9 protein-coding genes are annotated in these 13,667 nt (G+C 25.8%); 5 read left to right on the top strand and 4 right to left on the bottom strand.

What is annotated here, in order from left to right; genetic code table 11:
* Positions 1-11 precede the first annotated feature (11 nt).
* Positions 12-1,640 carry a radical SAM protein gene (locus AS160_RS07880; RefSeq protein WP_165147379.1) on the top strand — a complete coding sequence of 543 codons (1,629 nt, stop codon included), beginning with the start codon at positions 12-14 and terminating at the stop codon, positions 1,638-1,640.
* 4 nt (positions 1,641-1,644) lie between these two features.
* Positions 1,645-1,902: a hypothetical protein gene (locus AS160_RS07875; RefSeq protein WP_165147377.1), complete on the top strand. Its 258-nt coding sequence runs from the start codon at positions 1,645-1,647 to the stop codon at positions 1,900-1,902.
* A 42-nt stretch (positions 1,903-1,944) separates the two neighbouring features.
* Here the strand turns inward: AS160_RS07875 and AS160_RS07870 are convergent, their stop codons facing one another.
* Together AS160_RS07870 and AS160_RS07865 are read right to left on the bottom strand one after the other, a co-directional pair.
* Positions 1,945-3,426: a carboxypeptidase M32 gene (locus tag AS160_RS07870; protein ID WP_165147375.1), complete on the bottom strand. Its 1,482-nt coding sequence runs from the start codon at positions 3,424-3,426 to the stop codon at positions 1,945-1,947.
* Between the two features lie 12 nt (positions 3,427-3,438).
* Positions 3,439-4,437: a LacI family DNA-binding transcriptional regulator gene (locus tag AS160_RS07865; RefSeq protein ID WP_165147373.1), complete on the bottom strand. Its 999-nt coding sequence runs from the start codon at positions 4,435-4,437 to the stop codon at positions 3,439-3,441.
* Between the two features lie 99 nt (positions 4,438-4,536).
* Between AS160_RS07865 and glmM the strand changes: the two genes are divergently transcribed.
* A complete protein-coding gene (gene glmM / locus AS160_RS07860) occupies positions 4,537-5,853 on the top strand; it encodes a phosphoglucosamine mutase (RefSeq protein ID WP_165147371.1) in 1,317 nt (438 codons plus the stop codon).
* A 20-nt stretch (positions 5,854-5,873) separates the two neighbouring features.
* On the opposite strand, the gene AS160_RS07855 is transcribed toward glmM, so the two are convergent.
* Positions 5,874-6,233 (bottom strand): response regulator, encoded by a 360-nt coding sequence (locus tag AS160_RS07855; RefSeq protein WP_165147369.1) that lies wholly within the window; start codon positions 6,231-6,233, stop codon positions 5,874-5,876.
* The gene (locus tag AS160_RS07850) at positions 6,230-8,704 is read right to left on the bottom strand and encodes an ATP-binding protein (protein ID WP_165147367.1); all 2,475 of its coding nucleotides are present in this window, start codon (positions 8,702-8,704) and stop codon (positions 6,230-6,232) included. The genes AS160_RS07855 and AS160_RS07850 overlap by 4 nt, the downstream gene beginning before the upstream one ends.
* A 218-nt stretch (positions 8,705-8,922) precedes the next feature.
* Between AS160_RS07850 and AS160_RS07845 the strand changes: the two genes are divergently transcribed.
* Positions 8,923-12,411, top strand: a complete 3,489-nt coding sequence (locus tag AS160_RS07845) for a hypothetical protein (RefSeq protein ID WP_165147365.1) — start codon at positions 8,923-8,925, stop codon at positions 12,409-12,411.
* A gap of 2 nt (positions 12,412-12,413) precedes the next feature.
* Positions 12,414-13,655: a hypothetical protein gene (locus AS160_RS07840; protein ID WP_165147363.1), complete on the top strand. Its 1,242-nt coding sequence runs from the start codon at positions 12,414-12,416 to the stop codon at positions 13,653-13,655.
* Positions 13,656-13,667 lie beyond the last annotated feature (12 nt).

Here is a 13,667-nt window from a genome sequence, read left to right as displayed (position 1 = left end):
AGGAGATTATTATGAAAGCTGTAATTATAGATGGTTATGTAGATGAACCTGCAATTTTAGGTGTTCCGCCATATGTTTCTCCATACATAAGATATGCAGCAGGAGCATTATATTATCATGGAATTGATGTGGATTATTTCACAATTGATCAGGTTAGAGAAAATAATATGTGGCAGTCTTTTAATCATTATGAATATTTAATAATAATAGGAGGAGTTACTGTTCCTGGACATTATTTAGGTGGAACTCCAATTTCCTTAACTGAAATAAATAAATTGTTTTCATTAAATAAGGAACCATTAAGAGTTTTAGGTGGTCCAATAGTAAAGGGTTATACATTAAAAGGTGGAAAATCTGCAATAAAAGTTGAATCTAATGAAATAGATTATTTAGTAAATGGAGATATAGAAAAATTTTTATTTGAATATCCAATTTCAGATGATTTTGATTTAAATGGAAGATCAAATTATGAATTAATATCAAAAATAGCTCCTTTGGGTGCTGAAATATTGAAAAAACATCCTAGATATCCAGATATTATTGTTGAAATGGATGTATCTCGAGGTTGTGAGAGGACAAATGGTTTTTGTTCATTTTGTACAGAACCTTTAATTAATGGGAAATATAGGGAAAGACCTTTAAAAGATTTAATTGAAGAGGCTAAGGCAATTTCTAATGTAGGAGTAAAGAATTTCAGATTTGGTAGAGCAGCAAATTTCTTGGCATATGGTTCTTTAAAAACTAATAATGAACCAAACATAGAATTATTTAAAGAACTATACCAAGAAATGTCAAAAATATCAAATGTTATTCATACAGATAATGGGAATCCAGCTTATATTGTGAAATATAAAAATAAAATAAGAAAATTATTAGAAATCATAGTAAAATACAACACCGCAGGAGATATATTGTCTTTTGGAATAGAATCATTTGATGAAAATGTAGTTAAAAAAAATAGGGTTGACATTTTGCCTGAAGACTCTTTAGAGGCAATTAGAATAGTTAATGAGATTGGAAGCATTAGAGATGAGAATGGAGTGCCTAAATTACTTCCGGGTATGAATCTATTATATGGTTTAATTGGTGAAACAAAAGAGACCTTTGAAATAAACAAAAGATATTTAGAAAGAATTTTACAAGAAGGATTATTAGTAAGAAGAATAAATGTACGACAAGCAATGTCTTTTCCGGGAACACAATTATATAATGAAAAAATTAAGCAACATAAAAAAGAGTTTATAAAATTTAAAGAATATATGGAAGATTATAATAATGAGATGATAAAACGTGTATTTCCAATAGGAACTAAATTAAAAGATGTAATAATTGAAGAAATTAAAGGTAAAATCTCTTTTGGGAGGCAATTAGGAACGTACCCTATTAAAACTGGAATAATAGGGAATTTTAATAAATTAAATAAAATTGATTGTGTTGTAATTTCTCATGGTTCAAGATCTTTAACGGCATTAAAATATCCTTTTGATATTAATAAAGCTTCAATTGATGAGTTAATAGCTATTGATGGTATTGGTAAAAAAACTGCAGAAAATATAATATTAAATAGGCCAATAAATGTAATTGAAGATTTAGATTTATCAAGCGAAACAAAAAAGATATTATCTTTACTCAGGGGGTGAAATTATGGGAAAGATTAGAGTATTGGGTATTTTTATTCATGACAGAAAAAAAGAAGCAGGAGAAGTTCAAAGATTGTTAACGGGATTTGGATGCGTTATAAAAACACGACTTGGTTTACATGATGCATTTGATAATGATTGTAGCGATAGGGGGTTAATTCTTTTAGAATTAGCTGGAGACCAAAATTTATGGAAGGATTTAGAAGAAAAATTGACAAAAATCGAAGGAATTACAGTAAAAAATATGGACTTTGAATATTAAATATATTTGAATATTGAATATATGAATTATAGGGGGTAACCCCTATAATCCATATACTTTATTAAATTTATTTTCAATATAATCTATAAAATATTTAGGATTTAATGATTCACCTGTAATCATCTTTACCAATTCTCCTGGTTCATACATGCTACCTTTTGAATGAATTTTATCGCGTAACCAATTTAATGCTGATTCGAAATTACCTTCAGATATTTGTTTATCTAAATCAGGAATATCTTTTCTCATTGTATAATAAAATTGAGCGGAATATAAATTTCCTAACATATAAGATGGGAAATAACCAAAAGATCCATGTGCCCAGTGTACATCTTGTAAAACTCCTTCGCTATCTTTCTCAGGAACTACTCCTAAATAATCTTTCATCTTTTCATTCCAAATTTTTGGTAAATCTTCAACCTTAATTCTATCATTTATTAAAGCTTCTTCAATTTCAAATCTCAACATAATATGTAGATTATATGTTACTTCATCAGCTTCTGTTCTAATAAATGATCTTTCAACAAAATTAACAGCTTTAAAAATTTCTTCTGGAGTATTTTCTTTGAATTCTGGAAATACATCTATTAGATCATTAAAGAAATAATTCCAGAATTCCAAACTTCTACCAATTATATTTTCCCAAAATCTAGATTGGCTTTCGTGAATGGCCATAGATGCGCCATCTCCAATAGGTAATCCAGCGAATTCCTCTGGTATTCCTTGTTCATATAGTGCATGACCACCTTCGTGTATTGTACTATATAGTGAATCATTTAAATCATGTTCATTATATCTTGTTGTAATTCTAACATCATTTGGACCAATTGTCGTTGTAAATGGATGCATGGAAATGTCCATTCTACCAGCATCAAAGTCATATTTCATTAATTTTAAAGCTCTTAAAGATAGTTCTTTTTGTTTTTCAACAGGAAAATGTTTCTTTAGAATTGAATTATCAGGTTTTTTACCAGTATCTAATTTTTTTAAATAATTAACTAAAAACTCTCTTAATGGTTCAATAACCTTTTTTAATTCAGATGTTTTTAAGCCGGGTTCATACAAATCTAAAAGAGCGTCATATCTATTTTCTTCATATCCTAAATGATCAGCAACTTTTTTAGTTAATTCAACAACTTTTTCTAAATGAGGTTTGAAAATATTGAAATCATTTTTAGTTTTTGCTTCTTCCCAAGCAGCTTGAGCTTTTGAAGCTGAAATATTTAACTCTTTAAATAACTCTGGTGGAATTTTTTTGAATTTATCATATTCTTTTTTACCTACTCTAACGATAGCTTTTTCAATTTCATTTAATTCTTCTTTTTGTGAATCTTCTAATAATTTTCCAATTTCATCTGATACAGACATTTCAAAAGCTTTACCTGAAATTTCACCAATAACATCAGCTCTTTTTTCAGCAGCTTTTTTGGGCATATGAGTTTCAAAATCCCATTGTAATAATGCTGCGGCTGTACTATACTTTGAAATTAATAAATACCTTTCTTTAAGTTTATTTATGCTCATATTTATCCTCCTTTATGCAGATTCTCTAATTATTAATTTTGGATCTATTATTATTTCTAGTTGGTCTATATTGATTTTTTTATCAATAAGATCAATAATTTTTTTTACTCCTATTTTTGATAATTTTGAAATAGGCTGTTCTATTGTTGTTAAACGAGGTTTGAAATATGTTCCTAATTGAATATTATCAAATCCTATTACAGGAATATCTTTTGGAACACTAAAATTCATCTCATTTAAAGCCTCAATAACTCCTAATGCCATTAAATCTGTTTGTGCAAAAATAGCATCAATATTTTTTAAATAATTTTTTTCCTTTTTTATTACTTTTTTTGCTGCTTCAAAAGTAACATCTGTATCAATTATATATTCATTTTTTATATTAAATTCTTCTAATGCCTTTTTGTATCCTTTAGTTCTTTCTACAAATTCAGAGTTAATACTTAATCCGCTTAATGTTAGAATGTTTTTATACCCTTTTTCAATTAAATATTTTGTAGCTATATATCCGCCTTTTTCTTGATTGGTTCTAACATAATTTAAATTTTTTTCTTTGAAATTCTCTGCAACATAATGCAAAAATAAATATGGTATTTCTTTTTCTATAATGAATTCAATATCTTCTTTTTTTATATATGGATTAAGTAACAATAATCCATCAACACCTCTGCTTTGTATTAATTTTTTTATTTGATTTTTTTCAATTTCATATTCTATTCGTACATGATAGCCTTTCAATTGTGCTTCTTTAATTAGTTTTCCTAAAAGGTTAGCAAAAAATATTTCTCCTCTCATATCATCAAAAAATTGGGGTATAATAACACCTATGGTATTTGTCTTTTTTTTGTTTAAAGTTCTAGCTGCTTCGTTAAACTCAAAACCTAGCTCTTCAGCTATTTTTTTAATTCTTTCTTTTGTTTTATTTGAAATATGAGGGTGATCATTTAAACTTCTAGAAACAGTAGATGGGTTTACACCAGCTATTTTAGCAATATCTTTAATTGTTACCATTATAATCACCTCACTCCTATTAAGTATATAATACTACAACTTTATTTTTTTGTCAATTTGAGTTATAATTATTATGAAAATTATATTGGAGGTGTTTTTGTGAAAAGGTTGTTCGGGACAGATGGGATTAGAGGATTAGTAAATGAAGAATTAACAGTTGATTTGGTATATAAAATAGGTAATGCATTAGGGAGAATGTATGCTGGGAAATATAAAAAAATGCTAATAGCAAGAGATACAAGAAACTCAGGAGAAATGATTGAAGCATCTTTAGCTTCTGGTGCATTATCAGCAGGACTTGATGTTGAGTTTTGTGGGGTTATAACTACCCCAGCATTGGCATATTTAACAAAAAGTGAAAAAACGCTTGGGGTTATGATTTCAGCATCACATAATCCAGCAAATTATAATGGGATTAAAGTGTTAGCTGAAGGATTTAAAATATCAGATGATGATGAAATAGATATAGAAAATCTTATTTTAGAAAAAAAACCTGAATATGTTCCATATGGCGAAATTGGTAAAATGAATTCATCTCATTTAAAGGATAAATACATAGGATATATAGTATCTTCATATGATTTAGGCAAAATTCCATATAAGATTGCGGTAGATGTTGGAAATGGTGCAACAGGAGCTTTAATTGATAAGATATTTGGTGCATATGATATTAAATATGATGTATATTTCAATGAACCAAATGGATTAAATATTAATGAAAAGTGTGGATCAACTCATCCAGAAGTATTAGGTAATATTGTAAAAAATAAAGGATATGATTTAGGAATACTATTCGATGGCGATGGAGATAGATGTTTATTTGTTGATAAGAAAGGAAACTTAATTGATGGAGATAAATTAATGGCAATAAATGCTTTAAAAATGAAAGAAAAAAACAGATTAAAGAACAACCAAGTGATAGCGACAATAATGAGTAATTTGGGACTTGAAAAATTCTTAGAAAAGCATAATATTAAATTATATAGAACTGCTGTTGGGGATAAATACGTTTTGGAAAAAATGTTAGATTCTGATACTAAATTAGGAGGAGAACAATCTGGTCATATAATATTTTTAGACAAAGGAACCACGGGAGATGGAATTGTTACAGCATTAGAAACATTAGAAACCTTGGTTTATTTTAATAAGGATATAAATTCACTGATTAGCGAGATTCCGAATTATCCACAAATACTAAAAAATATTTCAGTAAAAGACAAAATGCTTGTAATGGAAAATGAAAAATTAAAGAAATCTATAGAAAAATATTCAAAACTTCCTAATTTTAGACTTGTGGTTAGAGCTTCAGGAACAGAACATAAGGTTAGAATTATGGCTGAAGGAGAAGATGAAAATTTAGTAAATAGTGTTGTTAATGAATTATATGAAATAGTTGAAGAGATAGATAAATATTGAGAATAAAAGTCCTAAACAAATTATTTGTTTAGGACTTTTAATATACTTTTTATTACTTTATTATTATCAAAAGGTTTTACTATATAGTAAGATGCACCTATTTCTATAGCTTCTAATACGCTTGTTTTATGACCTAAAGCTGTAACCATTATAACTTTGGCTTTTGAATCAAAATTCAATATTTCCTTTAAAGCTTTTATACCATCCATTATAGGCATTGAAATGTCCATTGTTACTAAATCAGGTTTTATTTTTATATATATTTCTATAGCTTCTTTTCCGTTTTCAGCTTCATATATATCGAAATTTAAAGGTTGTAAAATATTTTTTAACTGATTTCTTATAAAAGGTGCATCATCAACAATAAGGATTTTTTTCATTTTATCACTTCCGGTATTATAATATGAAATTTAGTACCTTTGCCGAAATTACTATACACTTCTATTTTTCCATTTAAACGTTCTATTTCCCTTTTTACAGAATACAACCCAACGCCTCTTCCAGATGTATAATCGATACTATCTTTTGTTGAAAAATTATCATTAAAAATTACATTTAGTAAATTATCATACTTCATATTTTTTTCGTCCGCTAATTTTTTTATTTTTTCTATATCGATTCCTATGCCATCATCTTCTATAATAACATGAATTAAATTATTTTCTTTATATAATGTTGTAATAATATTTCCTTTTATATCTTTATTAAAATCTAATCTTATTTCTGGTGATTCTATGCCATGTACGATTGCATTCCTGAATATATGTATTAATGATTTGATAAAATTAAAGTATTTTTGTGGATCAACATATATTATATTTTTTTCTATTAATTTTGGAGGATTAATCACTTTTTCATGTCTTTTTGCTAAATCTTCAATATATGGAAAATATGGGGTTATTAAATCTTTTAATCTCTTGAATCTTAATTTTCTTAGTTCTAATATTAAAGTATTATTATCTCCTAAAACTTTAATTAAATTATCTTCTAATTCTTTTATTTTATTTTTAGGTATTTTTAAAATATCTTCATCAATCTTATGCCCCAAATCATTCTCTATGTTTTTTATTTCTTCTTCGAATATATTCCTTAATTTTCTGATATTAATATTCTTATTTTCTATTATATCATTTTCAATATTATGTAATTCTTGAACTAAATTTTTTAGATAAAATTGAGAAAAAATACCTTTGAAATTATGTATTTCAGGAAGAAAATTATTTAAATTTTCTTTTAAAATTATGTTTTTAAATTCTTTTATATAATATACAAAAATATCGTAATATTTAACAACAGATAAAATTTTCATAATATAATCTTTTTCATTAAGTATTTTCAATTCAAGTTCTTTTTCAGAAGTTATATCTTTTAAAATGACCATTATAATATCTTCATTTTCTATATATTTAAAATTTATATTATAATAGCGATAATCAATTTTTATTTCTGAAGGTAAAAAGGTTAAATATACCTCTTTTTTAAAATTATCTTTTTCGTTAAATAAGTCATCTAAAACTCTTTTTATAAAATTTTGTTCTTTTAAAAATAGTATATCAAATATATTTTTTCCTTCAATATTTTCACCAAAAATATTAATGCACTCTTTACTATATTCATTTCCAATAATATAATTTTTATCAAAAGTAAAAAAACCTTCTCCTGAACTATCTAACAATAATTTAATGCTGTTTGTCTTTTTATTAACCAATTTTTCTAACTCTTTATTCCAGTCTTCGAGTATTCTATTTTTTACGGATAATTCTAAATTTAATTCTTTTATGTTTCTTAATATTAAAAAGATCATAGAATTAATTAAAATGAAAATTGACCATTGAACATAGGGTCTTTCCCATTTGATAATTCTATAATCTCCCAATATTTCATATATTGTAAATAATGAAACAACTATAATAGATACGGAAAAAATGTATGCTTTGTAGTCTTTTTGTTTTATTCCTATATGTAAGTTATAAATCATTATAATTATGTCTAATAACATTGCTAAATATAAATATACTACATATATTACAAAATAATTTTTTTCAAATCCATTTAAAAGCTGAAAAACTACTATAGCAAAAAAATAGAAAATATGGAATATAACTAATGATTTTAGTATTTTTTTGGTAGAGTAGTCGAATATTGTAAAAAAATATCCCATTAGACCAATTGGTGAAATATATTTGCCAAAATCCATCATATACGCCCAAAATACTCTATTGTCATATATATATTTAAAAATTTGAGTTTGACCTGAAATAAAGGCGGAAATCCCAAAAGAAAAAATTCCGAGATATAATATTGCTTTCCTGATATTTGAATCTTTTTGAGATATGTAAAAATAAATATAAATGGTAATAGAAATAATTAATACAAAAAGCCCGAAAATAATTAGTAATATTTTATCCAATTCAACAAAAATTTGATGAATAAATAATTCCATTTCATTACCTAATAAGAATTCGCCAAAAAATCCCACATCTTTTCTTCCAGAAGAAACTTTAATTATTAAGTATTTATTTTGGAAATTATTTGGAATTTTAAAAATACTTTTAGGACTAAAAAAACTTTTGCTAAAAGTATTATATATTTCAATATTTTCAATATGCATACTAGAATTATCGAAAATACCTGTTAAATAAATAGCAGGATTTTCAAGATATATATCTGGTAATTTATATCTTAAATATAACATTTTATTTTTATTTTCTAAAGGAACTCCAGGATTTTCATATGTATGCCAAGTTTTTTCATCTTCCCATCTATATTCCCATCCATCATATAATTTAATGTATGAGAATGTTAAAAGAGATATAAAAATATATAAGGGTATTATAAACTTAGTTTTCATATAATCACCTTCACTTTAATATATCAAAATGATTATATCATATAAAAAACAAAATTATAAATAATTGAATTTAGAACAAAAAGTTATATTTAATGTCTAAAAATTATATAAAATTTTTTTCAATAATCTATTTTTAATTAAATATGGTATAATAAATATGTAATAATATTTTTTTAAAATAAATTTAATATATATAAGATTACAAAAGGGGTGGTATTATGAAGAAAATTATTTTTATAGGAATTAGTATTTTGTTATTATTAACATTATCCTCGTGTCTTCAAAGTGTTAAGGTTAAGGCAAAACCTAAAATAGGAGTACCAGTTGCAGCAACAACTGTTGCATTAAATGATTTTATAGATCTTGAAGAAAGTATAAAAAGTGCATTGCCAGATGCTGAAGTTATAGATGTAGATGGAACGCAAACAATTAAATACGCTACAGGAATAAACTTAGATTTAAGTCAATCATTTGAAAAAATTGATGCATTTAGTACATCTGTAAGTCAAAACATTTCTGTTCCAGATATTGGAAGCATAGATTCCGTTACAGTAGATGTTCCTAATATTGATGATATACCAGCAATTACAGTAGATGTCCCCTCATTTGATTTTGACCCTCAAAATATCTCTGTAAATGTGCCTCAAATTAATCCTAACTCAGTTTCCCCAAATATAACAATTGGTGAAATAGATGTTACAGCTGCAGGTGTAAGTTTGCCTGAAATTAATTTTTCTGTACCTGTTTTTGGAAGTGATAACGATTCAACTGAAACTTCTCAAAGTATAAATTCAGGCGGAACATATGAAAAATTAGTATTTTCAACAGGGTCATTATTATTAGATGTTGTTAATAATGAAAGTAATGCTTCTGTTGATGTTCAAGGAATAATTGAAAATCCTGATAATTCAACAATAGAATCAGCTGTCTTATCATTATTAGGAGGGCAGAGTGGTCAGTTATCATTCCTATTAGCTGATGAAAATATTTCTAACAATGCAACAATAACATTAATAGCAACTATAACATCAGGAAGTGGAGATGGTTCTTATAAATTGGTAGCAAATAATTTACACTTTTCAACAGGAACAAAAATTAAGGCAGCTGAAGGAATTGAATTTAATACATCAAAAAGTATAAGTGAAAATATTGATCCAAATATGGGAACTAGCAGTTTCTCAACAGTTACCATAGATGGCACATTTAATGTAAATATACAATTGCCATCCGAATGGACAAATGTAAATACAGATTTTGAAGCTACAGTAACTTATAATTATGGAACTGAAAGTATAATGCTTGTTAATGATACTTTCAATTCTTCAAAAGATTTAACTTTTACAGGGAAACAATTACCTCCAGATGGAAATTTTGAATTCATAATAGATTCGACATTTGCAAATAATGATAATACAAAAGCAAATATTGATTTTACAAAATCTCCAATAATTACAGTAACGCCAGAGATAAAAATTAAGAAAATAGAGGGAGTAGATATTAATAATACGCAAAATATAGATTTACCAGATAATATAAAATATGTTGTTTTAAAAGATGGAAAAATTTCATTAGGTATTACAGATACTAATGTAAGTTCAATAGTTGCTAATTTTGTGTACTTTGACGGTACAGAAAATAAGACAAAACAATTTATAATTGAAAATAATAATGCAGTCTTAGATATGGATGGAATAAAATTAACAGGAGAAAATACTAAAGATGCAACAATTTTAGTAAAAAATATTTCATTAGATTTTGGAAATAAGGGATTAGAAACATCAAGTTTAACAGCAAACATTAATTTGACAGAACCAAGTGTAAAAGAAGTTAAGTTAGCACTTACAACAGAACAAAAAATAGATATACCTGATAATATTGAAGAAGTTAAATTTATGTCAGGAAGTTTATCTTCAAGTTTAAATTTAGGAAGTATAACGAATATTATCGGTAACTTAGATACTGAATATGAAAATATAGCATTATCAATTGATAATGGAACATTATCCGTTGACTTAACGAATAAGTTATTATCAGGAACTAAAGATGCAACTTTAAATATTAGTGAAATGATAATAGATTTTTCTTCTAATCCTTTAAATTTTGGAAGTCAATTATCAGTTTCATCTTCTTTGAACAATTTAAAAATTTCTGAAGCAACAATAACTACAAATTTAAATCAGTCAATAAATATACCAGAAACAATAAATAAGGTAATTTTTGGTTCTGGAAGTATAGAAATTAATGTTGATGATGTTCAATTTGTTAGCTTTGATGGAACATTAACATATGGTTCAACAAATACTATATTTACAGTATCTCCAGAAGGAAGTGCTACAATAGATTTAACAAATCTTGAATTAGGTTCCCCTTCTGCAGATGTAAGTATAGGAAAAATAGGATTAAAATCTGTATCTGGAATAGAATTGGGAAGTTCATTAAATGCAAATATTAATTTAATTAATCCAAAGATAAAATATGCTGAAATATCTCCAGATAGTGATTTAAAGGTAGTAAATTCTCAAGTTGTTGAATTTCCACAAGAAGCTAAAGACTTTTTGAATTCTATAACATTTGTAGGAACATCTAATATTAGAATTGAATGGAATAATGAGCTACCTGTTGATGTAAATGTAAAAATAACTGTTCCGGAATTAAGTATAAACGATAATTTTGTAATGAGTGGCGAGAATTATCATGAAGTAGATTTAGCAAATAAAACGATAGATTTAGATAATCCAATGAATTTTAATTTCGAAGCATCTCCAGTAAATTATGATAATAATATATTAAAAATAAATATTACAGATTCAAATAAATATCTTTCATTAGGTAGCGAATATACATTGGCTGCAACAATATCTCTTGATTATGAGTTAGATGCATCTATAAAACCATTTAGTCAGGATATTATACCTGAAAGCGATCCATTAAACTTTGAAATACCAATTTCAGAAGACACCACATTAACATTAAATGATATAGACATTAATGGATTTAATGCAAAAATAATTGGAACAATACCTTCAGGGTTAGTAGATAACAATAATAAGATAACATTGTATGCTACATATACCACAGATACAGTAAAATCTACAAATGTAGAAATAATTCTTGATAATACTAATATAGAAAAAGATATAACAGAATTCTTAAAAGAAATATTAAAAGGAAAAGATGTATACATGTCAATGAAATCAAATAATATTAGTGTTTCTTTAAATGATTTAAGTGATTTTGTATTTGATTTTAAGATAGATATGACAATACCTCTAAGTTTTGTAGCTAATAAAAAGATAAATATTACTGCTATGAAAGGTGAAGAAGATATATTAGGAAGAGATCCGGGTTCAAATGAAACTGATTTACCAATTGATTTAGTTTTAGGCAATGAAGGTAAATTAATACTACATTTAAAATATAATAATACTAGTGGTTTAAAACCAGGATTAAAAGTAGTAGGTAGAGCAGATACAACTTTATTTGAAAAGAACTTAATCCTTGAAGAAAATAAAAACGAAATAAATATTGTATTTGAAAAATCAGATGTTGATAAAATAATTAATAATAATCCATATTATATTGATTTTGAAGCATATATTCCACAAGATGAAATACAAGCATTTAAAACTGATGGAGAAATAAGTATAAGCGCATGGGTTGAAGTAGTAACTGATGTTAATGTAGATCTTTTTGGGAGAGGTGAATAATTATGAAAAAAATAATTATATCTATATTAATCTTATTATCAATAATATCATTTGCAAATCCAAATGTTAACAAACCTTGGAATTATTCATTTAATCCAGCTTTAATGGATTATGGAACAAGGAATTTTATTGATGTAGGTGGTGATGTAAATTTAATATTTATTCAACCAATTATGAATTTTGGTGATTTATTTAAAGAAAGTTTAGTAATTGATTTTAACAATATTTATGATAATTTAAATGGTAATAATTTAAAGTTACATTTAAATGCAGATGTTATGGCATATGGAAAATTGCATATATGGTTTGCATCATTTGCTCAAACAGCTGAAATAAATACTAATAGCAAAATAGAATTACCTAATGATTTAATTAAATTAATATCATATGGGAATATAGATAATGGTGAGATAGTAGATTTAGAAGGTGAAGGAGTTATAAATTCTAATATAATTTTTGAAAGTAGTAGTTACATATCTTTGCAAGGTAATAATTCAATTTTTGGTTTTGCTTTTACAAGATTCCTCCCAATTGGATTATTAAGAGGTAAAATAAATTTTGAAAACACCAATGATATTGATAATGCACAAATGAATGTTAATTATAATATAGACGGTAATATGTATAGTTCATTAAAATCTTTAGAATCATTGATATCTAATGATTATAGTGGAATGCCAATGGAAGAAGATATTATAAATACATTTGTTGAAGGTTCAGGATTAAAATTTAATGTTGGATATATTAATAAAAATGGAAAATGGGGATTTTCAATAAATGATATAGTTATAAAACCAGCGGAAGTTAAATATGATTATACGATAACAGCAACAGGTTCATTATCTGTGGATAATTTAGAATTAATAACAGATATAGGAACACCTGTTATAGAAAAATCTGATGATGTATTAAGTAGAAAATATCCAGAAATTGATTTAGATATGCCAATGAATATAACATTTTTTAAAACATTTAATTTGCTATTTAATCCTACACCACATATACAGTATTTCTTAGGTAAAGGATTGGCATGGGGTATTAATTTTGATGGGAATTTATTATTTATTCCTTTTTGGTTAGACTTAAGTAATAAGATTGATTATTGGTCTTTAAATACGGGTTTTGGAATGAATTTGCATATTTTAGATGTTAATTTTTCAGCAGAAAGTAATGCAACTAAATTAGATAATATATTTAAATTTCATAATTTTTCCTTTAAAATTAATTTTGCTGCAGGAATATAAAAAATTGCTCCC

Source organism: Marinitoga sp. 38H-ov (assembly GCF_011057715.1).
Classification (GTDB): Bacteria; Thermotogota; Thermotogae; order Petrotogales; family Petrotogaceae; genus Marinitoga.
The sequence above is the reverse complement of the archived record's forward strand: the minus strand, read 5'-3'. Positions and strand labels throughout refer to the sequence as shown.